The 26,783-nt window shown below is 69.6% G+C and carries 20 protein-coding genes; 7 read left to right on the top strand and 13 right to left on the bottom strand.

Annotated features, from left to right (window positions below; translation table 11 throughout):
• Positions 1–5: 5 nt before the first annotated feature.
• On the bottom strand, positions 6–1,157 hold the full coding sequence (locus ACIPJ2_RS09435) for an alkaline phosphatase family protein (RefSeq protein ID WP_402728595.1): 1,152 nt from the start codon (positions 1,155–1,157) through the stop codon (positions 6–8).
• Between the two features lie 25 nt (positions 1,158–1,182).
• On the opposite strand from ACIPJ2_RS09435, the gene ACIPJ2_RS09430 reads away from it, so the two are divergent.
• Positions 1,183–3,669, top strand: coding sequence for a DNA topoisomerase (ATP-hydrolyzing) subunit A (locus tag ACIPJ2_RS09430; RefSeq protein ID WP_402728594.1), 2,487 nt, complete (start codon positions 1,183–1,185; stop codon positions 3,667–3,669).
• Between the two features lie 191 nt (positions 3,670–3,860).
• On the opposite strand, the gene ACIPJ2_RS09425 is transcribed toward ACIPJ2_RS09430, so the two are convergent.
• Positions 3,861–5,987: a type IIA DNA topoisomerase subunit B gene (locus tag ACIPJ2_RS09425; RefSeq protein ID WP_281264390.1), complete on the bottom strand. Its 2,127-nt coding sequence runs from the start codon at positions 5,985–5,987 to the stop codon at positions 3,861–3,863.
• Between the two features lie 169 nt (positions 5,988–6,156).
• Here ACIPJ2_RS09425 and ACIPJ2_RS09420 point away from each other — a divergent pair, with 169 nt between their 5' ends.
• On the top strand, positions 6,157–6,381 hold the full coding sequence (locus tag ACIPJ2_RS09420) for a hypothetical protein (RefSeq protein WP_281264389.1): 225 nt from the start codon (positions 6,157–6,159) through the stop codon (positions 6,379–6,381).
• Between the two features lie 81 nt (positions 6,382–6,462).
• On the opposite strand, the gene ACIPJ2_RS09415 is transcribed toward ACIPJ2_RS09420, so the two are convergent.
• The 6 genes from ACIPJ2_RS09415 to ACIPJ2_RS09390 all read right to left on the bottom strand — a co-directional run bounded on the left by ACIPJ2_RS09415 (position 6,463) and on the right by ACIPJ2_RS09390 (position 12,881).
• Complete coding sequence (locus tag ACIPJ2_RS09415; protein WP_402728593.1) at positions 6,463–6,891, bottom strand: hypothetical protein; 429 nt, start codon at positions 6,889–6,891, stop codon at positions 6,463–6,465.
• A 68-nt stretch (positions 6,892–6,959) separates the two neighbouring features.
• Positions 6,960–7,733 (bottom strand): type 1 glutamine amidotransferase, encoded by a 774-nt coding sequence (locus tag ACIPJ2_RS09410; RefSeq protein WP_402728592.1) that lies wholly within the window; start codon positions 7,731–7,733, stop codon positions 6,960–6,962.
• On the bottom strand, positions 7,730–8,989 hold the full coding sequence (locus tag ACIPJ2_RS09405; RefSeq protein ID WP_402728591.1) for a MurT ligase domain-containing protein: 1,260 nt from the start codon (positions 8,987–8,989) through the stop codon (positions 7,730–7,732). The genes ACIPJ2_RS09410 and ACIPJ2_RS09405 overlap by 4 nt, the downstream gene beginning before the upstream one ends.
• Before the next feature lie 8 nt (positions 8,990–8,997).
• Positions 8,998–10,272, bottom strand: coding sequence for an RNA polymerase sigma factor (locus tag ACIPJ2_RS09400; RefSeq protein WP_402728590.1), 1,275 nt, complete (start codon positions 10,270–10,272; stop codon positions 8,998–9,000).
• A gap of 210 nt (positions 10,273–10,482) precedes the next feature.
• Positions 10,483–11,802, bottom strand: a complete 1,320-nt coding sequence (locus tag ACIPJ2_RS09395; RefSeq protein ID WP_402728589.1) for a nitrate/nitrite transporter — start codon at positions 11,800–11,802, stop codon at positions 10,483–10,485.
• Positions 11,803–11,948: 146 nt separating this feature from the next.
• A complete protein-coding gene (locus ACIPJ2_RS09390; RefSeq protein ID WP_281264383.1) occupies positions 11,949–12,881 on the bottom strand; it encodes a proteasome assembly chaperone family protein in 933 nt (310 codons plus the stop codon).
• Positions 12,882–12,956: 75 nt separating this feature from the next.
• Here ACIPJ2_RS09390 and ACIPJ2_RS09385 point away from each other — a divergent pair, with 75 nt between their 5' ends.
• From ACIPJ2_RS09385 to sucB, 3 genes are all read left to right on the top strand, one after another.
• Positions 12,957–14,435 (top strand): leucyl aminopeptidase, encoded by a 1,479-nt coding sequence (locus ACIPJ2_RS09385; protein ID WP_402728588.1) that lies wholly within the window; start codon positions 12,957–12,959, stop codon positions 14,433–14,435.
• 173 nt (positions 14,436–14,608) lie between these two features.
• The gene (gene lpdA / locus ACIPJ2_RS09380; RefSeq protein WP_402728587.1) at positions 14,609–15,982 is read left to right on the top strand and encodes a dihydrolipoyl dehydrogenase; all 1,374 of its coding nucleotides are present in this window, start codon (positions 14,609–14,611) and stop codon (positions 15,980–15,982) included.
• Between the two features lie 64 nt (positions 15,983–16,046).
• The gene (gene sucB, locus ACIPJ2_RS09375) at positions 16,047–17,549 is read left to right on the top strand and encodes a 2-oxoglutarate dehydrogenase, E2 component, dihydrolipoamide succinyltransferase (RefSeq protein ID WP_402728586.1); all 1,503 of its coding nucleotides are present in this window, start codon (positions 16,047–16,049) and stop codon (positions 17,547–17,549) included.
• 92 nt (positions 17,550–17,641) lie between these two features.
• On the opposite strand, the gene ACIPJ2_RS09370 is transcribed toward sucB, so the two are convergent.
• Positions 17,642–18,424 carry a hypothetical protein gene (locus ACIPJ2_RS09370; RefSeq protein ID WP_402728585.1) on the bottom strand — a complete coding sequence of 261 codons (783 nt, stop codon included), beginning with the start codon at positions 18,422–18,424 and terminating at the stop codon, positions 17,642–17,644.
• Positions 18,425–18,551: 127 nt separating this feature from the next.
• On the opposite strand from ACIPJ2_RS09370, the gene ACIPJ2_RS09365 reads away from it, so the two are divergent.
• Positions 18,552–19,265, top strand: coding sequence for a DUF4191 domain-containing protein (locus ACIPJ2_RS09365; RefSeq protein WP_281264379.1), 714 nt, complete (start codon positions 18,552–18,554; stop codon positions 19,263–19,265).
• A 424-nt stretch (positions 19,266–19,689) separates the two neighbouring features.
• Here ACIPJ2_RS09365 and ACIPJ2_RS09360 read toward each other — a convergent pair whose 3' ends face one another.
• Positions 19,690–20,127 carry an RDD family protein gene (locus ACIPJ2_RS09360; RefSeq protein ID WP_402728584.1) on the bottom strand — a complete coding sequence of 146 codons (438 nt, stop codon included), beginning with the start codon at positions 20,125–20,127 and terminating at the stop codon, positions 19,690–19,692.
• A gap of 141 nt (positions 20,128–20,268) precedes the next feature.
• Between ACIPJ2_RS09360 and glnA the strand changes: the two genes are divergently transcribed.
• Complete coding sequence (glnA, locus tag ACIPJ2_RS09355; protein WP_281264377.1) at positions 20,269–21,693, top strand: type I glutamate--ammonia ligase; 1,425 nt, start codon at positions 20,269–20,271, stop codon at positions 21,691–21,693.
• A 369-nt stretch (positions 21,694–22,062) separates the two neighbouring features.
• Here the strand turns inward: glnA and ACIPJ2_RS09350 are convergent, their stop codons facing one another.
• The 3 genes from ACIPJ2_RS09350 to ACIPJ2_RS09340 are packed head-to-tail and all read right to left on the bottom strand — an operon-like array spanning position 22,063 to position 26,634.
• The gene (locus ACIPJ2_RS09350; protein WP_281264376.1) at positions 22,063–23,481 is read right to left on the bottom strand and encodes a UDP-glucose/GDP-mannose dehydrogenase family protein; all 1,419 of its coding nucleotides are present in this window, start codon (positions 23,479–23,481) and stop codon (positions 22,063–22,065) included.
• Positions 23,478–24,998: a glycosyl hydrolase gene (locus ACIPJ2_RS09345; protein ID WP_402728583.1), complete on the bottom strand. Its 1,521-nt coding sequence runs from the start codon at positions 24,996–24,998 to the stop codon at positions 23,478–23,480. The genes ACIPJ2_RS09350 and ACIPJ2_RS09345 overlap by 4 nt, the downstream gene beginning before the upstream one ends.
• Positions 24,991–26,634, bottom strand: a complete 1,644-nt coding sequence (locus tag ACIPJ2_RS09340) for a glycosyltransferase family 2 protein (protein WP_402728582.1) — start codon at positions 26,632–26,634, stop codon at positions 24,991–24,993. The genes ACIPJ2_RS09345 and ACIPJ2_RS09340 overlap by 8 nt, the downstream gene beginning before the upstream one ends.
• Between the last annotated feature and the right edge of the window lie 149 nt (positions 26,635–26,783).

Genomic DNA, 26,783 nt, shown 5'->3' with positions numbered 1-26,783 from the left:
ACTGTCTAGCCGGCGAACGCCCCTGCGAGGCGCAGGGGCACGCCGACCTCGTCATCGGTGAGCGCGCCGTGCTGGCCGATCATCCGCTTCGGGTCCTTCCGCGGGTCGAGCTCGCGGTCGTCGTTGAACGCCCAGGAGCCGCGTGCGACGACGACCACGTCGCCGATCCGCGGCCGGACCTCGTCGGCGACGGCGCCGAACCAGTTCGCCGCGATCGCCTCGTCCTTGCTCGCGACGTACGCCCGCTTGCCGTACTTCGTGCGCCAGGCCTCGACGAGGGCCGACACGTCGGTGCCGGGCGCCACGGTGAGCTGCCGGCAGCGGGGGTCTCCTGCGACGCCGATGACGTCCACGAGCAGGTCGGGGTCGATCGCGATGTTCGACTCCTCCGGCACGTCGAGGATGCCGTGGTCCGCGGTGACGACGATGCCGACGTCCGCCGCGACGCGTGCGCCCAGTCGTGCGAGTTCCCCGTCGAGTGCCTCGAGCGACGCGGTCCATCGATCGGACTGCCACCCGTGCTTGTGGGCGATCGAGTCGAGCTCCGGGACGTAGAGGTACACGAGCGACCTGCCGACGAGGGTCTCCTCGATCGCGGCGTCGACGCGCTGGGCGATCGTGTCGGCGGGGACGTAGCGCGCGCCGCCGAGCACGTTCGCCGTCATCCCGGACGACCGGTACCGCGCAGGGCCGACGACGACGGGGTCCACGCCGACCTCCGACGCCGCGGTGAAGAGGGTCGACGACCGGAGCCAGCCAGCCGGGACCTCGTCGTCCCACCCGCCGAGCATGTTCATGACCACCTCGGCGTCGGGGTTCCACCCGCTGTACCCGACGACGCCGTGCGTGCCGGGAGACCGACCGGTCGTCAGGGTCGACAGCGCGGCTGCGGTCGTCGTGGGGAACCCGCTCCGCAGGCGCTTCCGGGAGGCCGCGAGGAACCGGGCGTGCCCGGCACGCGCGCCGAGCGCACCGGCGCCCAGACCGTCCACCAGGACGACGACCGCGGAACGGGCGGGACGGAGGGTGATCCGGGCCTCCAGTCCGTGCTCACGCACCCATGCGTCGTCGACCGCACCGAGCGCCACCAGGCAACTCGGGAGCACGTCGGCGAGGTTCGCGGTGTCGTCGGGGGCCGTCGGTAGGCTTTGGGGCACCCCCCGATCCTCCCAGAAAGGTCCCATGGCACGCACGGACGCAGTCGGTCTGCCCGACGGTGAGCGCATCGAGGACGTCGACGTCTCCGAGGAGATGCAGGGCTCCTTCCTCGAGTACGCGTACTCCGTCATCTACTCGCGCGCGCTCCCGGACGCCCGCGACGGACTGAAGCCGGTGCAGCGCCGGATCCTGTACCAGATGGCCGAGATGGGCCTCCGGCCGGACCGCGGCCACGTGAAGAGCGCCCGCGTCACCGGTGAGGTGATGGGCAAGCTGCACCCGCACGGCGACGGCGCCATCTACGACGCCCTGGTGCGGATGGCGCAGCCGTTCACGATGCGTGTGCCGCTGGTGGACGGACACGGCAACTTCGGGTCCCTCGACGACGGCCCGGCCGCTGCCCGGTACACCGAGGCGCGCCTGGCGGAGCCCTCGATGGCGATGACCGAGGGCCTCGGGGAAGACGTCGTCGACTTCGTCCCGAACTACGACAACCAGATCATGCAGCCGGGTGTGCTCCCGGCCGCGTTCCCGAACCTGCTCGTGAACGGCGCATCGGGCATCGCGGTCGGCATGGCCACCAACATGGCGCCGCACAACCTGGGCGAGGTGGTCGAGGCCGCCAAGCACCTGCTGATGAACCCGCAGGCCACGCTCGAAGAGCTGATGGAGTTCGTGCCGGGCCCGGATCTCCCCTCCGGCGGCACGATCGTGGGGCTCACCGGCGTGCGCGATGCCTACGCCACGGGGCGAGGGACGTTCCGGACGCGCGCCAAGGTCGCCGTCGAGAACCTCACCCCGCGGAAGACCGGCCTCGTCGTCACCGAGCTGCCGTACCTCGTCGGCCCGGAACGCGTGATCGAGAAGATCAAGGACGGCGTCCAGTCGAAGAAGCTCGTCGGCATCTCCGACGTCAACGACCTCACCGACCGCAACCACGGGCTCCGGCTCGTCATCGGCATCAAGTCCGGGTTCAACGCCTCCGCCGTGCTCGAGCAGCTGTACAAGCACACCCCGCTCGAAGAGGGCTTCGGCATCAACAACGTCGCGCTCGTCGGCGGGTCGCCGCGCACGCTCGGGCTGCGCGAGCTCCTCGACGTGTACGTGCAGCACCGGCTGGCGGTCGTCACGCGGCGCTCGGAGTACCGGCTTGCACGCCGGCGTGAGCGACTGCACCTCGTCGAAGGCCTCCTCGTCGCGATCCTCGACATCGACGAGGTCATCGAGGTCATCCGGTCCTCGGACGACTCGGAAGCCGCGCGCTCCCGTCTGCAGGACGTCTTCGACCTGTCCGAGGTGCAGGCCGAGTACATCCTCGAGCTCCGCCTCCGCCGCCTGACGAAGTTCTCGCGCCTCGAGCTCGAGGGCGAGCGCGACCAGCTCCTCAGCGAGATCGCGGCGCTCGAGGAACTGCTGGCGTCCGACGAACGACTCCGTGCCCAGGTCGCGCTCGAGCTCACCGAGGTCTCGGACAAGTTCGCGACGCCGCGCCGCACGCTCCTGACCGAAGCCGACGCTCCGGTCCGCGGTGGCAAGAAGGCGGTGGTGAACCCCGAGGACCTGCAGGTCGCGGACTCCCCGTGCCGTGTGCTGCTGTCCACCACCGGCCGGCTCATCCGGGTCGACATCCCGACGTCGGAGCTCGGCATCGTGCGGGTCCCGAAACGGTCCAAGCACGACGCCGTCCTCGCCACCGTGGTCAGCACGGTGCGCGGGCAGGTCGGCGCGCTGACCTCGACGGGACGCATCGTGCGGTTCTCCCCCGTCGACGTCCCGGCCGTCCCCCCGGCAGCGGTACGACTCGACGCGGGTGTCCGGGTGAACGACTACCTCGGCATCCCGCGGAACGAGGCCGTGGTCGCGATCGTCGACCTCTCCGGCGCCACCGAGCACTCGCTCGCGATCGGGACCGCGCAGGGCGTCGTGAAGCGCGTCGTCCCGGGGGCGTGGCCGGACAAGCCCGAGTTCGTCGCCATCGGCCTGAAGCCAGGGGACGCCGTGGTCGGTGCCGCCCAGTCGCCGGAGTCCGACGACCTGGTGTTCATCACCTCGAACGCCCAGCTGCTGCGCTTCGGCGCGTCCGTCGTCCGCGCGCAGGGGCTCCCGGCGGGCGGTGTCGCGGGGGTCTCCCTCGCTGCCGACGCCCGGGTCATCTGGTTCGGAGCCGTCGCCCCGTCAGAGGATGCCGTCGTCGCCACGGTGTCCACGTCGTCGTCGGCGCTGCCCGGTACCGACACCGGGCGCGCCAAGGTGTCGTCGCTGTCGGAGTTCCCGTCCAAGGGCCGCGCGACCCAGGGCGTCCGGGCACATGCGTTCCTGAAGGGCGAGGACGGACTCAGCGTCGCGTGGGCGGGCATCGCTCCCCCGCACGCCGTGGGGGCGGACGGGGCTGCGCGGACCCTGCCGGACTGGCTGTCGAAGCGGGACGGGTCCGGGAGCCCGCTCGAGGCCGTCATCGGCTCCATCGGCGGCAGCGCGGCGACGCTCGACGGCACGCGCGGCGAGGCGTAGGCGCCGCGCGCCCGGCGCCGCGCGCCCGACGCCGCGCCACGCGCCGCTGCCGCGCCTCGGGCCGGTTGGTGCCGGCAAGGCGACGCTGTCCCGTCAGGCTGCGCGGATTGTGCCGCGAGAGCGACAGGGTGTTGCCGAAAGAACGCGGGGCGCTGTCGCTTTCGAGGCGCGCGCTGGACAGTCCCGCGCCGCTACACGTCGATGCGGTCGTGGTCGAGGCCCTCGCCCGCCAGGATGAACTCCTTGCGGGGGGCGACGTCGTTGCCCATCAGCAGCTCGAACACCTTCGCGGCACCCTCGGCATCGGACACGTTCACCCGACGGAGCGTCCGGTGCGCACGGTCCATGGTCGTCTCCGCCAGCTGGTCCGCGTCCATCTCGCCCAGGCCCTTGTAGCGCTGGATCGGCTCCTGGTACTTCTTGCCCGACTTCTCGAGCTTCTTCAGCACCGACTGGAGCTCCTGCTCGGAGTAGGTGTACAGCGTGTCGTTCGGCTTGCCGCGGTTCACCACGACGACACGGTGCAGCGGCGGGACGGCGGCGAACACGCGACCCTGCTCGATCATCGGCCGCATGTAGCGGAAGAAGAGCGTGAGCAGCAGCGTGCGGATGTGCGCGCCGTCGACGTCGGCGTCCGACATGATGATGACCTTGCCGTAACGGGCCTGGTCGAGCTCGAACGTCCGGCCGGAGCCGGCGCCGATCACCTGGATGATCGACGCGCACTCGGCGTTCGAGAGCATGTCGGAGACCGACGCCTTCTGGACGTTGAGGATCTTGCCGCGGATCGGCAGCAGCGCCTGGTACTCGCTGTTGCGCGCGAGCTTGGCGGTGCCGAGCGCGGAGTCGCCCTCCACGATGAAGAGCTCGGTACCGGCGACGTCGTTCGAGCGGCAGTCGGCGAGCTTCGTCGGCAGCGACGAGTTCTCGAGCGCGTTCTTCCGGCGCTGGGTCTCCTTGTGGGCGCGCGCGGAGATGCGGGACTTCATCTCCGAGACGACCTTCTCGAGCAGCGTCGCCGCCTGGGCCTTCTCAGTGCGCTGTGTCGACGTGAGGATCTCCGTCATGCGTTTCGACACCACTTGGTCGACGATCTTGCGGACCGCCGGAGTGCCGAGGACCTCCTTCGTCTGTCCTTCGAACTGCGGTTCCGGCAGCCGGACGGTGAGCACGGCGGTCATGCCGGCGAGCACGTCGTCCTTGTCGAGCTTGTCCTGGCCGACCTTGAGCTTGCGGGCGTTCGCCTCGACCTGGGCCCGGACGGCCTTCATCACGCCGCTCTCGAAGCCGGCCTGGTGGGTGCCGCCCTTCGGGGTCGCGATGATGTTGACGAAGCTCCGGAACACCGTCTCGTACCCGCCGCCCCAGCGGAGTGCGAGGTCGACCTCGCACGAGCGTTCGACGTCGGTGGAGACCATGTGGCCCTTGTCGTCGAGCATCGGGACGGTCTCGGTGAACGTGCCGGTGCCCTGAACGCGCCAGACGTCGGTGATCGCGGAGTCCGGCGCGAGGTGCTCGACGAACTCGCTGATGCCGCCCTCGTACCGGAAGCGCTCGACCACGGGACCGGCCGTCGCTTCGACACCGGTGGCCGACGCACGCGCCGCTGCGGCCTCGATCGCGGCTGGGCGTTCGTCGGTGATCGTCAGCCCGAGCCCGGGGACCAGGAACGCCGTCTGGCGCGCCCGGTTCACCAGGTCGGACATGCTGAACGCGGCGTCCTTGGTGAAGATCTGCCGGTCGGCCCAGTAGCGGATCCGCGACCCGGTCACGTTCTTCTTGACCTTGCCGACGACCTTCAACTCACTGCCGGAGGTGAACGGTGTGAACGGCGCGTCCGGTCCGATCCCGGCGGCGTCGTCGAACACGCCGGGCTCACCCCGGTGGAACGACATCGCGTAGGTCTTCCCGTCACGGTCGACCTCGACGTCGAGGCGCTCCGACAGCGCGTTCACCACCGAGGCACCGACGCCGTGCAGCCCGCCGGAGGCCGCGTACGATCCCGAACCGAACTTGCCGCCGGCGTGCAGCTTGGTGAAGACGACCTCGACACCCGTCAGGCCCGTCTTCGGTTCGACGTCGACCGGGATGCCACGAGCCGTGTCCGAGACCTGCACGGATCCGTCCGGGAACAGCCGGACACCGATCTCGTCACCGTGCCCGGCGAGGGCTTCGTCGACGGAGTTGTCGATGATCTCCCACAGGCAGTGCATCAGCCCGCGGGAGTCGGTCGACCCGATGTACATGCCGGGACGCTTCCGTACTGCCTCGAGCCCTTCGAGGACGGAGAGATGGCGTGCGGAGTAGTCGGAGCTCACCTCCTGAGCCTACCGAGCACCCCGGACAACGCCGTCCGGACACTCGGACTGGGGACAGTCGATCCGCGCTGAGCGAAATGGGGGGTCCGCAATGCGACGTATCCAGGCAGCACGTGTTGAAATGGGTGGACCATCAAGGCACCACCTGCGATCCGTGAGGAGCACAGCAATGACCCAGACCGTGCAGGACCCCTCCATCGACGAACTCAGCAGCCACCAGCTCACGGCTGCCGACCGCTGCGACAGCTGCGGGGCGCAGGCCTACATCCGAGCCACCATGGCCAGCGGTGAACTGTTCTTCTGCGCCCACCACGGCGCCGAGTTCAAGGACAAGCTCGCCGCGACCGCGATCGAGTGGCACGACGAGAGCAGCCGACTCTACGAGTCGAAGTAGGTCGTGTCCGACGCGACCGCACAGCGAACGGGAGGCCCGGTACCAGTTGGTACCGGGCCTCCCGTTCGTCGCATGGCCGCTTCAGAACGCGCGGTTCAGCGCCCAGGCAGCGCCGCGGTAGCTGTTCGGGCCCCAGATGCCGTCGATCGGACCGCTGTACTGGCCGTGATCCGCCGACCACCGCTGGAGCGCAGCGATGGTCAGGGGATGCTCGGATCCGTAGAACGAGCCCGATTGGTAGTAGCCGCCGACCGCCAGGCGCTTCGCGACGAAGAACCAGGCGTCGGACCGCATCTTGCCATCGATCTCTCCTGAGTAGCCCGCCATGCTGCCGAGACACTGCAGGCGCTTGGAGAAGATCGTGCCCGGGACGCCGTCGAACTCGGTCGTGGTCGTCGGGACCGATCTGCAGGCGTCGGCGATCCGTGTCGTCGCGGCTTCGGCGGCCGCTGGCTGGATGACTGCCCCCGCGGTGGTCAGGGTCACGACGAGAGCGCCGACCGTTGCCATCGGGAACGACGGAAGGCCGAGCCCGATCGGCCCGGCCTTCCGTCGTCAGCTTCGATGACGCACCATCGTCACGCGATGCGCTTGAACGCCTTGTCGACGTAGCGGTCGACGGTCGCACGCGCCTCGCGCGCGTAGCGGTCGATCGTCGCGGTGCGTTCCGTGTCGGGGGCGTACTCCCGCCCGACACGTGCGGTCGCCGCAGCGAGGACGGCATCCGTCAGGTCCGGGTTGAGCGGCAGGAGCGGTCCCTGCGTGTGCGTCCCGAACGACGTTCCGGTGATCGCGCCCTCCACCGCGGAACCCGCCTGGTTGCCACCGCCCGAGACGACGTCGGCGAACGGTGTGACACCGGCGCCGAGCTCGATCCGGGTGGCGTGGTCCTCGAACCCGGCGAGCCGCTTCGCGGCACCGGGCAGGAGCGGGTAGCGCGTCTCGAGCACGAAGTAGTTGACCCGACGCTCGGCACCGCGGACCGCCCGGGCGTCGAACACGCCGAAGCCCGCGAGCGGCGAGCCGTCGGTCGGGACGATCTCGTTCGTCGCCAGGTCGAACCCGCCACCGACGGCCACGACCGGCACACCGGCAGCCGCGAACTCGCGGAGCGGGGCACCGATGCGCGCCACGTCGTCGCCGAGGGAGCGCATCGCGCTGAGCGGACCGTTGCCGATCACCACGACGTCGGCCGCGGTCGGCAGGGCGTCTCCCGGTGCGTACTCGAGCACCTCGGTGGGGATGTCAGCGGCGTCGGCACGGCGGGTCAGGGCCACGACGTTGCCGCGGTCCCCCGACACCCCCATCTGGCGCGGGTAGACGTGCAGGATGGTCAGGCGATCGGCCGTCATGCGGTCTTCTCCATGTCCGGGTGGCCGAGGGCCTTCCGGGCGATCATCATGATCTCGTAGTTGACGATGAAGTTCTTCGTGCCGCTGGTCGTCGCACCGAGGCCCTGCATGAGCGCGATGGCCGCTTCGACGTCGGGCTCGACGGTACCGATGCGGACACCGGCGTGCTCGAGCGCGATGGCGATCTGCCACGCCTTGTCACCGGAGACGACGTCCACGTGGTCGAGCTTCGAGAAGTCGATGTCGTAGATCCAGGAGATGTCCGGCGTGCCCTCGTCGATCGCCATGAGCACCTGCTCGGGGTGGTCCGGCAGCGCGTCGAGGTTCAGCTGGAGACTGGCCGCGTTCTTGAACATGGTGAACTCGGCCGACTCGCCCGCGATGGGGAGTCGTTCGCCGCGGCCGTACGCCGGCTTCATCGTCGTGAAGGCCTTCGTGACGGCGTCCGCGCGGAACTGCGTCCCGAGCGCGGCGCTGGCCGTCGCGGTGGCGGCAGCGGCGTCGACCGCGTAGTGCAGGCCGCGCGCCGGGAGCCGGACCGGGATCGTCGCCCCGTCGAACGCGATGGTCGCCGCGTCGCCGCGGTTCTCGACCACCTCGGCGTCAGCCGAGGTCGCCGCACGATCGGCCGATGCGAAGTCGTCGGCGTTCTGCAGGCCGTTCGGCGCAGCCGCCACGACCTCGGCGCTCGCGCCGAAGCGGAGCACACGCTGGCCGTCGACACCGGTGTAGGCGTCGAGGAACTGGTCGTCGTGGTTCGTGATGACGTTCGCGGAGGACAGCGCCGCCGTGTCGAGCATCATCGTCGCGACGCGCTCGGTCTCGAAGAACCGGTACAGCTGGTCGACCTGGACGTTGAGCATCGTGACGGTCGACGGCGACAGGATCCCGGCGAGCTCGACGGCGAAGGCCTCGTCGACCTCGAGGATGCCGATGTCCGCCTTGAGCCGGCCGGTCAGCGACACCTCGGACAGCAGCGCCGACGCGATACCCTGCGGCAGGTTCGCGCCGGAGGGGTTCGTGAAGACGCGCAGGCCGTGGGCGCGCACGATCTCGGAGATCATGTGCGTCGTCGTGGACTTGCCGTTCGACCCGAGCACGAAGACGACCCCGTTCGGGAACTGCTTCGTGACGTGCTGCAGGAAGTCCGGGACGAGCTTCAGGACGATGAACCCGGGGTACGCGGATCCCCCGCCCCGCGCACGAGCGAGGGCACGGAGGATCCGCCCGATGAGGATCGGGATGAAGAAACGCACCTGACGGCCTACTCGAGGTAGTCGCGCAGCGACTGCGACCGCGACGGGTGGCGGAGCTTCGCCATCGTCTTGGACTCGATCTGGCGGATGCGCTCACGCGTCACGCCGAACGTGTCACCGATCTGGTCGAGCGTCTTCGGCTGGCCGTCACCGAGACCGAAGCGCATCCGGATGACACCGGCTTCGCGCTCCGACAGGGAGTCGAGGAGGCTCTCGAGCTGCTTCTGCAGCATCGTGAAGCCCACCGCGTCGGCCGGGACGACCGCCTCGGTGTCCTCGATGAGGTCACCGAACTCCGAGTCGCCGTCTTCACCCAGCGGGGTGTGCAGCGAGATCGGCTCGCGGCCGTACTTCTGGACCTCGACGACCTTCTCCGGGGTCATGTCGAGCTCGCGGGCGAGTTCTTCCGGAGTGGGTTCGCGACCCAGGTCCTGCAGCATCTGCCGCTGGACGCGCGCGAGCTTGTTGATGACCTCGACCATGTGCACCGGGATGCGGATGGTGCGGGCCTGGTCGGCCATGGCGCGGGTGATCGCCTGGCGGATCCACCACGTCGCGTAGGTCGAGAACTTGAAGCCCTTGGTGTAGTCGAACTTCTCGACCGCACGGATGAGGCCGAGGTTGCCTTCCTGGATCAGGTCGAGGAACTGCATGCCACGACCGGTGTAGCGCTTGGCGAGGGACACGACGAGACGCAGGTTCGCACCGAGCAGGTGCGACTTCGCGCGCTGACCGTCACGAGCGACCCAGCGGAGCTCGCGCTCTTCCGGCTTCGACAGGCCCGTCGAGTGCTGCAGCTTGTCCTCGGCGAACAGGCCGGCCTCGATGCGCATCGCGAGCTCGACCTCCTGCTCCGCGTTGAGGAGCGCGACCTTGCCGATCTGCTTCAGGTAGTCCTTGACCGGGTCGGCGGTCGCACCCGTGATCGTGGTCGAGTAGACCGGCGCTTCGTCGTCGTCGGACTGCGAGATGACGAGCGCCCCGGCTGCGACCGCGTTGGCGGCTTCGGCCGCGGCGGTCGCCGGCTTCTCCTCGGCGTCGTCCTCGGTCTCGTCCACGTCGACCGGTTCGACGGTCTCCTCGTCCTCGACGTCGTCGTCAGCGGCCTTCTTGGTCGCCGGCTTCTTGGCCGCCGCCTTCTTCGCGGGCGCCTTCTTGGCGGGGGCCTTCTTCGCCGCAGCCTTCTTGGGCGCGGCGGTTCCGTCGGTGTCCTCGGCCGCAGCCTGGTCCACCGTGTCGGCGTTGTCCTTCGTGGGATCGATCGTCGTGCTCCGGGCAGCCATGCGATCACCTCTCTCCTCGTGCCACGTTCCTGGGGTCGTGGCGCCCCTCGCCGCTCAGGGCTTGCGCCGCAGTCCCCCGCGTCGCCGGCTCAGTCGTTCCTGGCGGCACTGCCTCTCCGGGCAGCACTAGGACCCATGTCAAGTCCCCCAGCGAATCCGGCGCTCCGGAAGAGCACCTGTACACGGAGGACCCGAACGGGTCCGGGTTCATTATTGCACGGTCCGCTTCCGCAGGCGTGCAACCAATGCAACCCACAGCGGGGCCACCCGTATTCCGTCCTCGGCGTGCATCACCGCGCGGGTCCGTCGACGGGCGTGCAACAGCATCCCCACGCCGATCCCGACCACGACGTACTGCACGGTGAGGGCGATCCGGAAGTTCGACCACGCGAAGACCGTGTCGCCCGTGACCCGCGAGACGGCGTCGAGCAGGGTCCCGATCAGGAACATCATCACGAAGGCCGCCAGGAAGCCGCCGACGTTCACGACGCCGTTCGCCGAACCCAGTGAGCCCATCGGGTTGAACGACCGCGCGAAGTCGAACCCGATCAGCGACCCTGGCCCGCCGATGCCCATCGCCACGACGAGCAGCACGAGCAGCCACGTCGGCGGGTGATCAGGCCAGAGCAGCACGGCGGTCCACACCACACCGAGCACGACGACCACGCCGAGGACCAGGTTCGACCTGCGGAACGGGAACCGGGCACACAGCACGCCGAGGATCGGACCGACGACGAACCCCACGACGACGATGACGGTCAGGAACGCAGCGGCCTCGGTCGCGGAGTAGCCGAGCCCCCGGAGCATCGGGACGCCCCAGAGCAGGCTGAAGACGGTGCCGGAGGACTGCGTGACGTAGTGCGACCAGAAGCCGAGCTGGGTACCCGGTCGACGGAGCGCGTGCCAGAACGTCCGGAACGCGCCGCCCCACGAGTGCGGCAGCGGGATCGTGTCGGTGCGCACCGGCACGGGTCCGTTCCGGACGAACACGAACGCCAGGACCAGCCCGACGGCGCTGGCGGCCGCGGCGACACCGAACGCGATCGACCACCCGGCGGTGTGCAGGAGCAGGGCGAACGGGAACGCGGAGGCGATCTGCCCGACCTGCCCGAGGTTGCCCGTCCACTGCGAGATCTGCGGCAGGATGCGCCCGCTGAACCACATCGGGAGCAGTCGGATCACCGAGATGAAGGTCATCGCGTCCCCCGCACCGACGAACACCCTGCCGACGATCGCCGGCCCGATCGTCGGTGAGACCGCCACGATCGCCTGCCCCACGACGAGGAGCAGTGCCCCGAGCAGGACGAGTCGGCGCGGGCCGATGCGGTCGAGCGCGATCCCGACCGGGATCTGCAGCCCCGCGTAGACGGCGATCTGGACGACCGCGAGCGTGGAGAGGACCGCAGCGGAGACCGCGAAGCGGTCCTGCGCGTCGACGCCGGACACACCCAGCGAGGACCGCTGGACGACCGCCAGGACGTACGCGAGCACCGCGACGCCCCAGACGACGAAGGCACGGCGGGAGTTCACCCGACCAGGCTATCGGCGCGGCCCCGCCGCCAGGACGGGCTGTGGAGAACGCGCGATGCGCGCCCGACGGGTGCACAGCCTCCAGGACGGACGGGAGGACCGGTGCACGATCGCGACGTCCGTCGCGGACCGCAGCTGGTCCGGTCTCAGTCCTCGCTCGCGTCGCCGTCGACACGACGGTCCGCCAGGAAGCGTTCGAGCTCTGCCGCGATCGAGTCCGCCGTCGGCACCTCGCCGTCGACGTTGGTCAGCGGCGACGAGACGGAGTTGCCCTCCATGTACGTGTCGTGACGCTCCTCGAGCGCACTGACCAGACGCTGCAACTCGGCGTTGCCCGCCACCTGCTCGTCCACCCGCGCGATGAACTCGCGCCCTTCCTCGCGGAGGGCGTCCGTCGGGAAGATCAGCCCCGTCGACGCGGAGATGCCGGACAGCGCCGCGACGGCCGCGTCCGGGAACTCGGTGTCGGACAGGTAGTGCGGGACGAGGAGGACGAGGCCGGTGACCTGCTGGTCGAGCTCGGTCAGCCGGTGCTCGACGAGGTGCAGCACGTTCGCCGGCGCCTGCGTCTGCGGCTTCCAGACACTCATGGACTCGATGAGGTCGGCCCGCGTGCCGGACACCGTCAGGCTGATCGGCCGGGTGTGCGGCACCGGCATCGGGATCGACTGCACCCACGTGGTGTCGACTACCCGGAGCTCGGCGGCGAGTTCGGTGACCGCGCGCACGAACCGGTTCCACTGGAAGTCGGGCTCGTACCCGGAGAGGAAGAGGAAGGGCTGGCCGAGCTCGTCACGCACGAGGTGCAGGGCGAGGCGCGGCGGTTCCACGTCGCTGATGTGGTCGTGTTCGAAGGTGATGACCGGCCGACGCGCGCGCCAGTCGAGCAGGACGTCTGGGTCGAACTCCGCGACCAGGCGGGTGTCCAGCCGCTCGAGGATCGACGTCGTCACCTGGGCGACGGCCGAACCGGCGTCCGCGAACCCGGTGAGCCCGGCGACGAGGTGCAGGCCTGCTGGCACCGTCGGGGCGGACTCGTCGAACGTGTAGAGGTCCTCGGGGTGGTTCACCGTCCCCATGCTAGGCGGGCGGTTCGTCCACACCTGCCGTGCAACCCACGCCGACAGCGAACACCGCGTGGATAGGGTTGGAGCATGGTCCGACCGACGCTCTCCACCGACAGTTCATCCCCCTCCTCGATCGCCGCCGACGTGCTCGTCGTCGGCGTCCGTCCGGGCACCGACGGCGCTCCGGCGACCGTCGTGTCGCCCACCACGGGCGCGGTCGCCGCACTCGACGGGCTCGACCTCGCCGCGATCGGCGCGACGGGTTCCAAGGACCAGCTCGTCCGCATCCCCGCGACCGGTGTCGAGGCGTCGAGCATCGCGCTCGTCGGTCTCGGTTCCGGCACCGACGCCGCGGCCCTCCGTGCCGCAGCGGGCAGCGCCGTCCGCCAGCTCCCCCATGCGTCGTCGATCGTGCTCGCGCTGCCGACCGACACCGACGAGCTCGTCGCCGCCGCGTTGGAGGGTGCTGCGCTCGGCGCGTACTCCTTCACCCGGCACAAGGGCACGGGGACGACCGGACCGCAGCGTGGCGACCAGTCGATCACCGTGCTGGCCACGTCGGCATCGGCCGATGCCGCCGTCCGTCCGGCGATCGTCGCCGACGCGGCCGCGCTGGTCCGCGACCTCGTCAACACCACGGCGGGCGACCTCGGCCCGTCCGAGGTGGCAGACGTCGCTGCGTCGTTCGCCGAGGACCTGCCGCTCACCGTCGAGGTCCTCGACGAGACCGCGCTGGCCGAGCAGGGCTTCGGCGGCATCCTCGGCGTCGGCGCGGGGTCCGTCCGTCCGCCGCGACTCGTCGTCGTCCGGTACGCGCCGTCGACCGCGTCGAAGCACCTCGCGCTCGTCGGCAAGGGCATCACGTTCGACTCCGGCGGCCTCTCCCTGAAGCCCGCAGCCTCGATGCTCGGCATGAAGACCGACATGACCGGTGCCGCCACCGTGCTCGCCACCACCGTCGCGGCCGCGCGCCTGGGCCTCGACGTCAAGGTGACGGCCTGGCTCTGCCTCGCCGAGAACATGCCGTCCGGTTCGGCCACCCGCCCCGGTGACGTGCTCACGCTCAAGAACGGCAAGACGGTCGAGGTGACCAACACCGACGCCGAGGGCCGCCTCGTCCTCGGTGACGGTCTCGTCGCCGCCACGCTCGAGCAGCCGGACGCCGTCGTCGACATCGCCACGCTCACCGGCGCGCAGGTCGTCGCACTCGGCGACCGGACCACCGGCCTGATGGGCACCGACGCGCTCGTCGCGCAGCTGCAGGCGGTCGCGGCGTCCGTCGCGGAGCCGATCTGGCCGATGCCGCTCCCCGAGGAACTCGACGCGCGACTCGCCAGCGAGGTCGCCGACATGGTGAACGCCACGGTCGGCAACCCGGCGGGCGGCATGCTCCTCGCCGGCAAGTTCCTCGAGCGGTTCGTCGAGGGGGACGTGCCGTGGGCGCACCTCGACATCGCCGGCCCGTCCGAGAACAAGGGCGGCGGCTACGGGTGGCTCGGCAAGGGCGCCACCGGCGTCATGGTCCGGACACTCATCGCACTCGCAGAAGAGCTCCAGTCCAAGTAGTAGGTTTGGTTCCGGCGGGGCGGGCGTGTTCTGCGCGTCCCCCGTCGGAACGGACGGGACGGGACCGGAACCATGCGGTCCGACCGTCGGGCACCGCCGCCGCGGTGTCCATGCACGGGCTCGAACCCACCAGAACCGGGCCCGGGCTCACACGCACGAGGGAGTTGCACCAGGTGACGGAACAGACTTACGACGTCGTGGTCCTCGGTGGCGGCAGCGGCGGGTACGCCGCAGCGCTGCGGTCGGCCGAGCTCGGCATGAGCGTCGCGCTCATCGAGGGGGACAAGCTCGGAGGGACGTGCCTGCACCGCGGCTGCATCCCGACGAAGGCCCTCCTGCACGCGGCCGAGATCGCCGACGGCACCCGTGAGGCCGAGAAGTACGGCGTCATCGCCGAGTTCGCCGGTGTCGAGGTCCCGAAGGTCATCGAGTACCAGCAGGGCGTCATCAACTCGAAGTACAAGGGTCTGCAGGGCCTCATCAAGGCCCGCGGCATCACCGTGGTCGAGGGCTGGGGCAAGCTCACCTCGCAGAACACCGTGCAGGTCGGCGACCAGACCATCACGGGCAAGAACGTCGTCCTCGCGACCGGCTCCTACTCGAAGTCCCTCCCCGGGCTCGAGATCGGCGGCCGCGTGATCACCTCCGAGACCGCGCTCCGCATGGACTACGTCCCGAACAAGGTCGTCATCCTCGGCGGCGGCGTGATCGGCGTCGAGTTCGCGAGCGTCTGGAAGTCCTTCGGCGCCGAGGTCACCATCGTCGAGGCGCTCCCCCACCTCATCCCGGCCGAGGACGAGTCGATGTCGAAGCAGCTCGAGCGGGCCTTCCGCAAGCGCGGCATCGAGTTCTCGCTCGGTGTCCGCTTCCAGGGTGTCGAGCAGCACGAGAACGGCGTCGTCGTCACCCTCGAGGACGGCAAGACCTTCGACGGTGACGTGCTCCTGGTCGCCGTCGGCCGTGGCCCCGTCACGCAGAACGTCGGCTTCGACGAGGTCGGCGTCACGATGGACCGTGGCTTCGTCACCACGAACGAGCGCCTCGCGACCAACCTGCCGAACGTCTACGCCGTGGGCGACATCGTCCCCGGCCTGCAGCTCGCCCACCGCGGGTTCCAGCAGGGCATCTTCGTCGCCGAGGAGATCGCCGGCCTGAACCCGGTGATCATCGAGGACAAGAACATCCCGAAGATCACGTACTCCGACCCCGAGGTCGCGTCCGTCGGACTCTCGCAGGCCAAGGCCGAGGCCGAGTACGGCGCCGACAAGGTGGACTCGTACGAGTACAACCTCGCGGGCAACGGGAAGAGCCACATCATCGGCACCTCCGGGTCGATCAAGGTCGTCCGCGTCATCGACGGTCCCGTCGTCGGCGTCAGCATGATCGGCGCCCGAGTCGGCGAGCTCATCGGTGAGGCACAGCTCGCCGTGAACTGGGAGGCGCACCCCGAGGACGTCGCCCCGCTCATCCACGCGCACCCGACGCAGAACGAAGCGCTCGGCGAGGCGTTCCTGCACCTCGCGGGCAAGCCGCTCCACGCACTGTGAGCGCGCGCACCGTGACAACGACACCAACCACCACGAATCACCCCTGCGAAGAGGAGTCCCACCGATGAGCGAATCCGTCAACCTCCCGGCGCTCGGCGAGAGCGTCACCGAGGGCACGGTGACCCGATGGCTGAAGAACGTCGGTGACCGGGTCGAGGTCGACGAGCCGCTGCTCGAGGTCTCGACCGACAAGGTCGACACCGAGATCCCGTCGCCGATCGCCGGCGTCGTCGAGGAGATCCTCGTCCAGGAAGACGAGACCGTCGAGGTCGGCACCGCGCTGGTGAAGATCGGCGACGGCGCGTCCGACGGCGGGTCGTCCGACGGCGGCTCGTCCGACGCCGGATCGTCCGAGTCGAACGAAGAAGCTGCCGAGGAGGCCGAGCCCGAGGCCGCCCCGAGCACCGAGCAGGAGTCCGAGACGCCCGCTCCGCAGCCGACCGAGCCCGAGCCGGCCCCCGCCGGTCAGACGCAGCCCGCCGCCCCGGCGGCTCCGGCAGCGCCGCCCGCAGCAGCCCCGGTCCCCCAGGCAGCTCCGGTCCCGCCGCCCGCGGCAGCCCCGGCCCCGCCGGCAGCCGTCCCGGCTCCGGCCGCCGCAGTCGCCAGCGCGCCCACCGCCTCCGCTGCGGTCCCGAACCCGACGCAGACGGGTGCCGCCTCCGGCTACGTCACGCCGCTCGTCCGCAAGCTCGCGAACGAGCAGGGCGTCGACCTGTCCACCGTCACCGGCACCGGTGTCGGCGGTCGCATCCGCAAGGAGGACGTGCTCGCCGCCGTCTCGGCCGCTCCGGCAGCCGGTGGCTCGGCAGCACCCGCTGCCGCGTCCGGCCCGTTCGTCGCGGAGGTGTCGCCGCTGCGTGGCACCCGCGAGAAGATGACCCGCCTCCGCAAGGTCGTCGCCGAGCGTGCCGTGCAGTCGATGACCTCGACCGCGCAGCTCACCAGCGTCGTCGAGGTGGACGTCACCAAGGTCGCCCAGTTCCGGGACGCCAACAAGGCGCAGTTCCTGGAGAAGACGGGTTCGAAGCTCTCCTTCATGCCGTTCTTCGCCCTGGCGGCATCCGAGGCGCTGAAGGCCCACCCGAAGATCAACTCCACGGTGGAGGGCGAGGAGATCGTCTACCCGGAGACCGAGAACGTCTCGATCGCGGTGGACACCGAGCGCGGTCTGCTCACCCCCGTGATCAAGGACGCCGCGTCGCTGAACCTGGCGCAGTTCTCGCAGTCGATCGCGGACCTCGCCGAGCGCACGCGGAACAACCAGCTCAAGCCCGACGAGCTCGCCGGCGGCACGTTCACGCTGACCAACACCGGTTCGCGCGGCGCGCTGTTCGACACCCCCGTCGTGTTCCTCCCGCAGTCGGCCATCCTCGGCACCGGCATCGTCACGAAGCGCCCGGCGGTCGTGAAGGTCGACGGGCAAGAGGCCATCGCGATCCGTTCGTTCGTGTACCTGGCGCTGTCGTACGACCACCGGATCATCGACGGTGCGGACGCCTCGCGGTACCTCGTCGCGGTGAAGAACCGCCTCGAAGAGGGCAACTTCGGTCCGAACCTCGGGTACTGACCCGCGGCTCCGGCCCGACCGACGGCCCCGTCTCCCCTCGTGGGAGCCGGGGCCGTCGGCGTTCGTGTGCGGTTGCCTCCCGCGCTGTCCGCTCACGGGCTCGAGACCGCGAACACACCGGCCACGGCGAGACCGGTCGCGACCACCAGTCCGACGACCGCCCGCCGCACCGGGAGCTTCCCGCCACCTGGTACCGGGACGCCGTCGACGATCCAACCGCGGAGACGCGCGACCACGTCGTCACCCGGCGGCGGGGTGGGCTCGACGAAGTCGAAGTCGTCACGGGGCGGATCCCATCGCACCGGTCGCGGCGCCGCCGTGCTCCTGACGACGCGCAACAGCTCCCGGGCTTCTGCGACACCCCCGCCGATCGCGTCCGCCATCGCGGCGTCGAGGACCGCACGACACGGAGCGCGCGGGTCGACCCGCTCCCAGACCGTCCGCGCCGCGTGCAGGAGCGCGGTCGCGCCCGCGGCCTCCGAGGTCCGGACGATCCCGCTGCCCGTCAGGTCCACGGCGTCCGGCGGATGGTCGACGAGCACGGTGGCACCGGCGTCGTCCACGAGGACGTCGTCCGCGCGTGCGACCCCGAGCACGATGGCCCCGGAGACGGCGTCGACGACGAGGTCGAGCAACGGCACCGTGAGCGTCACCGCGACGCCGACGGTCGGCTGCCCGATCCGTTCCAGCGCATCGGGCAGCGGGGCCCCGCGGACGGGCCCGGTGTGCACGACGAGCCGCCCGTCGGCACCGCGTCCGACCTCAGTGACGCGGACACAGTGGACCGGGTCGGCCGCGGAGCGGTCGGCGACCCATGTCGCGAAGGGACCGGAGTCGGGTCCGGTCCACCAGTGTTCGAGCGTGATCGCGTCCATGGTGACCAGCGTCGCGGAGGCGGGACGGGCCTCCAGGCCGGGTCTTGGCGTCTGTGGAGAACCCCGTTCGCCCACAGCCTGATCACGGGCGGTCCACGGGAAGCCCGTCAGGCCGTATCCTGGGAGCATGGCACGCAGCAGTTCGACGGACACGAAGGCGAAGGAGCCGGGGCGTCTCAAGCAGATGTTCCAGGTCTTCCAGATGACGCGTCGGGCAGACCCGACGTCGATCTGGTGGTTCGCAGCGGCGTTCGTCGTGCCCGTCGTGCTCGGTGTGCTGCTCGCACTCCTGCTGCCGGGGCAGAACTGGCTCGCGGTCGTCCTGTGGATCGTCGCCGGGGTGCTCCTCGGCGTGCTGCTGTTCCTCATCGTGCTCGGGCGTCTGGCGGAACGCGCCGCGTACTCGCAGATCGACGGGCAGCCGGGTGCTGTCGGCGCCGTGCTCTCGAACTCCCTCCGTCGCCAGTGGCGCTCCAGCGAGATGCCGGTCGCGGTCCACGGTCGTTCGCAGGCCGCCGTCTACCGTGCCGTCGGTACCCCCGGCGTCGTGCTCATCACCGAGGGCCAACTCGGCAACCTGACGCGCCAGGTCGACGAGGAGCGTCGGAAGGTCCAGCGCATCGTGCCGAACGTCCCGATCCACGTCGTCCACGTCGGCGACGGCAAGGACGCCGTGACCCTGCACAAGCTCCCCCGTGCGATGAACAAGTTCAAGAAGTCGCTCAACCGCAACGAGGTCCTCGCGGTCGCGAACCGTCTCGACTCGCTCACGCAGAACCCGGCGTCCGCGATCCCGAAGGGCATCGACCCGACTCGGGTCCGCGCTGGTCGCCCGCGTTGAGTCGTACCCCACACACCACGAACGCCCCCGGCCGCAGCGGCCGGGGGCGTTCTGCGTGTGGAGGCGGGCAGCGCGGTCACGGACCGCCCTTCGTCAGCGCGGTGTCGCCCACCAACCGTCCTCGGCGCGGTCCCACACGCGCACCGGCACCGGCACCGGCACCCGCACCGGCACCCGGCGATCGGCACCGGCACCCGGCGATCGGCACCGGCACCCGGCACCGGCACCGGGCGATCGGTCAGAACACCCCGCTCACGTTCGTCGATCGGTCGCAAGTAGTTGGTCGCGCGTGTCCGGCCCGACGGCTTGTGACCGATCGACGGCGAACCGGCGGGATGTCGTGACCAGTCGTCCCCGGCAGGACGCGACGGTGCAGACCGCAGCGCGGCGCAGCGCGGCGTAGCGCAGCGCGGCGCAGCGCGCGTCAGCGGCGGACGAGCACCGTGCCGGCCGCGGCGTCGTGCAGGGGCCGACCGTCCTTCGCGTGGATGAGGACCGGGATCACGACGCACAGCAGCACCGTGCGGACCACCGGGCGCCAGACCCCGACGTAGCCCCCGCGGATCGGGACGACCCGGAGCCCGACGCACACGTGCCCGAACGAGCCGGACAGCAGCGCGATGAACAGCACCTGCAGCACGGCGAAGATCCCGAGCGTCACGAAGTTGCCCGCCGCGCCGTACGTCCCGATCGCGAGCGAGATGACCGATGCGAGCGCCCAGTCGATCGCGAGCCCACCGAACCGCCGACCGAACCCGCCCATCGAGCGGGGCCCGGATTCCGGCAGCCCCAGGACCTTGCCCGGCCAGTCCCCCGCACCGTGTGCGGCGGCGGCTGACGAGGACGGAGTGGAACGGGCCATGCTCCAAGGGTAGGCGACAGCAGGCGCGTAACACGCCGGAAACAACGCAGTCACGTCCGGGAAACCCCGTGTCAATAGCCTCGTCGGAGAGTGCACCCGCTGCACCTCCACATCACCCAAACCCCCAGGAGATCGACACACATGTTCAGCGATTCCTCCGAGGTCCTGGCCTTCATCAAGGACACGGACGTCAAGTTCCTCGACATCCGATTCACCGACCTGCCCGGCGTGCAGCAGCACTTCAACATCCCGGCTTCCACGGTCGACGAGGACTTCTTCTCGGTCGGTCAGCTCTTCGACGGCTCCTCGATCCGCGGCTTTGCGTCGATCCACGAGTCCGATATGCAGCTCATCCCTGATGTGACGACGGCGTACATCGACCAGTTCCGCGCCGAGCGCACGCTGATCATGATCTTCGACATCTACAACCCGCGGAACGGCGAGATCTACGGCCGCGACCCGCGCCAGGTCGCCAAGAAGGCGGAGAAGTACCTCGCGTCGACGGGCATCGCGGACACCGCGTTCTTCGCCCCCGAGGCCGAGTTCTACATCTTCGACGACGTGCGCTACTCGGTCACCCAGAACAAGTCCTTCTACTCGGTCGACTCCGAAGAGGGCGCCTGGAACACCGGCCGCGAGGAAGAGGGCGGCAACCTCGCCAACAAGACCCCGTACAAGGGCGGCTACTTCCCGGTGTCCCCGGTCGACAAGACCGCTGACCTCCGCGACGACATCACCCTCAAGCTGATCGAGGCGGGCTTCGAGCTCGAGCGCTCGCACCACGAGGTGGGCACCGGCGGCCAGCAGGAGATCAACTACAAGTTCGACACGATGGTCCACGCCGCGGACGACATCCTGAAGTTCAAGTACATCGTCAAGAACACGGCCGACCAGTGGGGCAAGGTCGCCACGTTCATGCCGAAGCCGCTCTTCGGTGACAACGGGTCCGGCATGCACACCCACCAGTCGCTCTGGAGCGACGGCAAGCCGCTGTTCTACGACGAGAACGGCTACGGCGGTCTCTCCGACGTGGCGCGCTGGTACATCGGCGGCATCCTGAAGCACGCGTCGGCGCTGCTCGCGTTCACGAACCCGTCGATCAACTCCTACCACCGTCTGGTGAAGGGCTTCGAGGCCCCGGTCAACCTGGTCTACTCGGCCGGCAACCGCTCGGCGGCGATCCGCATCCCGATCACGGGCACCAACCCGAAGGCCAAGCGCATCGAGTTCCGCGCGCCCGACGCCTCCGGCAACCCGTACCTCGCCTTCGCGGCGCAGCTCATGGCTGGCCTCGACGGCATCCAGAACCGCATCGAGCCGCACGAGCCGGTCGACAAGGACCTCTACGAGCTCCCCCCGGAGGAGGCCAAGGGCATCCCCCAGGTCCCCGGCTCGCTCGACGAGGCGCTCGACGCACTCGAGGCCGACCACGAGTTCCTCACGAAGGGCAACGTCTTCACCGAGGACCTCATCCAGACCTGGATCGACTACAAGCGCGAGAACGAGATCCTCCCGCTCGCGCAGCGTCCGCACCCGTTCGAGTACGAGCTGTACTTCGGCGTCTGAGTTCTGCTCGTCAGGCACTCGCGCTGTGCGCACGGGCGTCTAGTCCGGCCGCACACGAAGGGCCCCGCACCGTCAGGTGCGGGGCCCTTTCGCGTGGTGTCCGAGTCTCGCGTCGCGCTGTGGACGCGACCAGCCTGGAGGCCCGGTGCCGGTCCGGCGGACCGCCACCGGGCCTCCAGGCTGTCGCGTTTCGACCCATGGCGGCTGCGCTGGAAAGCGGAAACGCGCGTAGGTGGCCCGGAGTTCGGGCCTCCTACGCGCGTTTCGACCTCCTACGCGCGATCCGGCCCACGACGGGGGGCGGGCGGGGGCCGCGCGCGCGAAACGGGGTCCGTGCCGCCCCGGCACGGACCCCGTCTGCTGCGGCGACTAGCGGCTCGTGGCCAACGTGTCGTTCGTCCCCGCGGCGACGCTCACGGGTGCACCCGCGATCGGAGTGGGCCGTCCCAGGGAACGGACGGTCCAGCCCGCCTTGACCCAGTTCTCGACCGGGAGGCAGTTGCGCGCATCGATGACGACCTTGCGTCCGACGAGCTCGCCGAGCACCGCGGGATCTGCGCCGATGATGTCGTCCCACTCGGTGAGCACGAGCACGATGTCCGCACCCTCGAGGGCCTCGGGCATCGACGCGGTGTAGCTGAGCGTCGGGAACGACCGCTTGGCCGTGTCCATCGCCTCGGGGTCCCACAGCGTGACCTGAGCGCCACGGAGGTGCAGTGCGGCGGCGACGTTGAGCGCCGGCGAGTCCCGCACGTCGTCGGTGAGGGGCTTGAACGCTGCGCCGATGACCGCGATGCGACGGTTCAGGACCGAGCCGCCGGCGGAGTCGATCGCCATGTCGATGACCCGCTGGCGCTGGCCCATGTTGATCTCGTCGACCTGCTGCATGAGGCCGACGACCTGCCCGGCACCGATCTCGTTCGCGCGGTACATGAGCGCACGGATGTCCTTCGGCAGGCAGCCGCCCCCGAAGCCGAGCCCGGCGTTCAGGAACTTGCGACCGATGCGGGCGTCGTGCCCGAGGGCGTCCGCGAGCGTCGTGACGTCGGCACCGGTGATCGCGCACATCTCGGAGATCGCGTTGATGAACGAGATCTTCGTGGCCAGGAACGCGTTCGCGCTGACCTTGACGAGCTCGGCGGTGGCGAGGTCCGTCGTGATGACCGGGGTGCCCTCGCTGATCGGTGCGGCGTAGACCTCGCGGATGACGGCGTCGGCCGCGGCGGACGCGCCGCCCCAGACCAGGCGGTCCGGGTGGAGCGTGTCCTCGACGGCCTTGCCCTCGCGGAGGAACTCGGGGTTCCAGATGAGTTCGGCGGTGATCCCGCTCGGCGTGAACTCGCGGACGATGCCACGGAGCCGCGCTGCGGTGCCGACGGGGACGGTCGACTTGCCGACGATCAGGCCGGGGTGGGTGAGGTTCTCCGCGACGCCACGCGTGGCGCTCTCGACGTAGGCGAGGTTCGCGGCGTGCGAGCCGGCCTTCTGCGGGGTGCCGACGCACACGAAGTGGACGTCGGCAGCTGCCACGGCCTCGGCGATGTCCGCCGTGAACCGGAGCTTGCCGCTCGCGACGTGCTTCGTGATGAGCTCGGGCAGCCCGGGCTCGTAGAACGGGACCTCGCCGGCGGACAGCGCCGCGAGCTTGGCGGGGTCGACGTCCACGCCGATGGTCTCGAAGCCCATCTCGGCCATGGCGGCCGCGTGGGTGGCGCCGAGGTAGCCGGTGCCGATGACGCTGATGACGGGGGCCGGGCGGCTGTCCGCGTTCTTCTTGGGAGCACTCACTGGGTTACCTCCTGCAGGTCGAAGTCGATGTCGGTGCGCTTGATGCCGTCCACGAAGGCCTGGAGGCTGTCGGAGCGCGAGTTGAGTCGCCAGTCGTTGGTCGAGCGGACACCGTCGACGACGGTCGTGGCGGTCTCGCTGAAGTACGAGAAGCCGATGATGTCGTCGTTCGCGGGATCGGCCAGCGCGTCGAACAGGGACGTGATCCACTTCGACTTCTGCCCGTTGGACACGGTCGTGCCGGTCTCGGTGGCGCCGATCTCACTGAGGAGGATCTTCTTCCCGGGTGCCACCTGACGGAGCTGCCCGACGGTCGCACCGAAGGTGTTCGCGAAGGACGGCGTCTCCGAGGCGGTGCGGTAGTAGCCGGACATGCCCACCCAGTCGACGTAGTCCGCGCCCGGGTAGTAGTTCTTCATGTAGTCGAGCGTCTGGTACTTCGCGTTGCCGAGCTTGTCGATGCGGCTCGGCGCCCAGTTCCACACCACGTAGTCGTTCGCGCCGTTGGCCTGGAACACGTCGTGCACGTGCTGCCACATCTTCACGTAGGAACCGGCGGCGTTCTGCTGGGCGTCGCCCTCGGACCAGTTGTACCAGGAGCCGTTCATCTCGTGGTCGAGACGGATGACCATCGGTTGCCCGTTCGCCTTGAGCGCCTGGGCGTACTTGGTCAGGTACGCGTCGAACTTGCCGGAGATGATGTCCTGGTTGGTGTAGCCGGCGACGTACTTCTCGTCGTTGCCGGTCTGCGCGGGGGCCGACTCCCACGTCATCATCGGCAGGCGACCGTTGGCCCACGAACGCTGGACGGCGTTCGCGTTGAAGTCCTGGTCGAAGCCCTGGAAGAACCCGACCATGTTCGTGGCCTTGCCGACCTGCTGGGACACCTGGTCGTACTCGGACCAGTTGAAGGGCGACTGCGCGGTGTAGAGGCCGTACCAGCGCGTCGGCTGGTTCAGGATGTCCGCCTTGGACGGGACCGCGACCGGGGTCGTCGGGTTCGGGTCCTTCGAGGGACCGGTGTTCGGGTTCGTGACGCCGTGGCCGGTCGAGGCGTTGTGCGTGCCGGACCCGGAGGAGCCGGAGGAGCCCGAACCGGACGAGCCGGACCCGGTCGACCCGGAACCGGACTTCGACCCGGCTGCCGCCTGAGCCTTCGCGGACCCGAGCTCGGACTGCAGCGAGGCGATCTGCGCCTTGAGCTGCGCGACCTGGTCGCCGCGGGAGCCGGACTGGGCGGTCGAGGACTTGAGCTGCCCCTCGAGCTTCCAGATCTGCTTCTGGGCCGCGGTCAGTTTGGCCTGCAGCGCCTCGGCGTCGACGGCCTTCTCTTGGGAGGTCTTGACGCCGAGGGCGTGGTGCACCGCCGTCGAGACCGGGCTGGACGGCGAGATCCACACCGACCACGTGATGAGGCCGAGCGCCACCACGATCGCGGTCGTCCCCACGGCCGTGCGCTTGGCGTGCTTGCTCGATGGTGCCCACCACGAACTGGTGGAACGGAAGAGGTCAGACAATGGTGAGAGCCTCCAGGGCGAAGATCGCGATCCCGATGCAGTACGGGATCGCCGCGTAGGGGTTGTACCGACGGACCTTGGTGGGCTTCGCCGCTGCGGCCGGAGCCGTCGGCGCTGCCGCGGCTGCCGCAGGCGCTGCCGCGGCGGCTGCCGAGCGCCGGGTCGCCAGGACCGTCGAGGTCGAGTTGGTGGTGACGTCGAGGCCGTCGAGTCCACGGGCGTTCGGCCCGAAGAGGTCGTCGAAGGCCCGGTCCGCCGCCAGCTGGTCGTCGGTCAGCGCGGCATGCGCCCCGGCGTCCGCCGTCGTGTACCCGGCAGCACGGTCGATCGGGCTGACCGGCGTCTGGGTGGCGACGGCCTGCGGCTGTGCCGGGTCGGTCTCCATCGGTCCACCGGCGTAGGCCCCGGCACGGGTCCCCCAGCCACTGGCGTGGGCGAGCCGGAAGAAGCCGATGAGGCGGATCGGCATGAGGAAGAACGTCGACACGATGATGAACATCGGCAGCCGGAAGAAGTCGCTCGGCTTCTCGGCGAGGTGCCGCATCTGCCGGATCGCCATGCTCAGGACGCTGGACACGACCATGAGTGCCGCGACGTAGATGAATCCCGTCGAGAACCCGTACTGGTGCAGGATCCCCTGGTAGAGGTTCTCTCCCTGACCGGTGAGCGCGCGGTAGATCCAGCCGGCGATCACGCCGAAGAGCATGAACGGCAGGATGATGTCGGTGATGAAGAACAGCGCCAGCACGGGTGCGTGACCGAGCATCCACGGCATCATGCGCAGCGTGTTGTACTGCGAGCCACGGGCCCAGCGGAGCTGCTGCTTGAAGAGCTTCTTCACCTGCAGCGGAGCGTCCGTGTACACGAGCGACGTGTACTGGTAGACGGTCCGGTAGCCCTCCTTGAGGGTGAGGTTCGTCAGCGTGCGGTCGTCCGAGACCTCGAGGAAGACGCCCATGAACTTCTCGTGCATGAAGCGGTCCATGACGCGCATCAGGATGTTCCGGCGGAACGCGATCGTGCGGCCTGGCAGGCAGCCGATCTGTCCGAGGACGCTCTGTGCGGGCATCGAGTAGAGCGCACGCGAGTTCTCGAGCCAGTCCGCCCAACGGGTGATCCACGAGCGCTCCGGCTCGAGGATGCGCTGCCGGGTGGTGACACCGCCCACGGACTCGTCGGCGAACGGCTTGAGGAGCTCCTCGAGCGCACCTGGGGTCCACACCGTGTCGGAGTCGACGAGGACGGTGATGTCCCCGTTCGACATCTCGGTGCCGACCTTGACGGCGTTGCGCTTGCCGGGGATCGGCGTGTGGGTCCAGCGGACGAGTGGGGCGAACTCCTCGCAGACCTCCTCGAGCGCTTCGTTCCTCTTGCCGTTGATCACGACGATGATCTCGCCGGGGCGCTGCTCGACCATGCGGCCGATGACGTCCCGGAAGAGGTCCAGTGGCTCGTCCACGACGGGGACGACGACACTCGTCGTCCCGACGTAGGTGCCGGTGAAGGGGCGGTAACGGGCGGACAGGACGACCTTGAGCAACCAGAGCAACCAGATCACCGCGGAGTACACGGCGAAGAGGTAGAACTCGGGGTGTCCGTCGACCATCTGCCTGATCTGCAGAATGAAGGTGAACATCGATCCCTGCTTCAACGTTCGGGGTGGTGATTCCGCGCCATCGGGAAATCGGGGGTCGGTTCGGGTGAGACCCATTGACGCATCTCCGAGGCGACCGCTGCAACATGACCCCCGTCCGGGGGCGTTACGAGCACGTTACGGGGTACACC

This window comes from Curtobacterium sp. NPDC090217, assembly GCF_044746705.1.
GTDB lineage: Bacteria > Actinomycetota > Actinomycetes > Actinomycetales > Microbacteriaceae > Curtobacterium.
This window is presented reverse-complemented; position numbering and strand designations above follow the sequence as displayed.

Excerpts from the sequence above, each read along its gene's own strand:
- ACIPJ2_RS09430 (WP_402728594.1), top strand. The coding sequence starts at position 1,183 with ATGGCACGCACGGACGCAGTCGGTCTGCCCGACGGTGAGCGCATCGAG.
- ACIPJ2_RS09420 (WP_281264389.1), top strand. The coding sequence starts at position 6,157 with ATGACCCAGACCGTGCAGGACCCCTCCATCGACGAACTCAGCAGCCAC.
- ACIPJ2_RS09415 (WP_402728593.1), bottom strand. The coding sequence starts at position 6,891 with ATGGCAACGGTCGGCGCTCTCGTCGTGACCCTGACCACCGCGGGGGCA.
- ACIPJ2_RS09410 (WP_402728592.1), bottom strand. The coding sequence starts at position 7,733 with ATGACGGCCGATCGCCTGACCATCCTGCACGTCTACCCGCGCCAGATG.
- ACIPJ2_RS09400 (WP_402728590.1), bottom strand. The coding sequence starts at position 10,272 with ATGGCTGCCCGGAGCACGACGATCGATCCCACGAAGGACAACGCCGAC.
- ACIPJ2_RS09390 (WP_281264383.1), bottom strand. The coding sequence starts at position 12,881 with ATGGGGACGGTGAACCACCCCGAGGACCTCTACACGTTCGACGAGTCC.
- ACIPJ2_RS09385 (WP_402728588.1), top strand. The coding sequence starts at position 12,957 with ATGGTCCGACCGACGCTCTCCACCGACAGTTCATCCCCCTCCTCGATC.
- sucB (WP_402728586.1), top strand. The coding sequence starts at position 16,047 with ATGAGCGAATCCGTCAACCTCCCGGCGCTCGGCGAGAGCGTCACCGAG.
- ACIPJ2_RS09370 (WP_402728585.1), bottom strand. The coding sequence starts at position 18,424 with ATGGACGCGATCACGCTCGAACACTGGTGGACCGGACCCGACTCCGGT.
- ACIPJ2_RS09365 (WP_281264379.1), top strand. The coding sequence starts at position 18,552 with ATGGCACGCAGCAGTTCGACGGACACGAAGGCGAAGGAGCCGGGGCGT.
- ACIPJ2_RS09360 (WP_402728584.1), bottom strand. The coding sequence starts at position 20,127 with ATGGCCCGTTCCACTCCGTCCTCGTCAGCCGCCGCCGCACACGGTGCG.
- glnA (WP_281264377.1), top strand. The coding sequence starts at position 20,269 with ATGTTCAGCGATTCCTCCGAGGTCCTGGCCTTCATCAAGGACACGGAC.
- ACIPJ2_RS09340 (WP_402728582.1), bottom strand. The coding sequence starts at position 26,634 with ATGTTCACCTTCATTCTGCAGATCAGGCAGATGGTCGACGGACACCCC.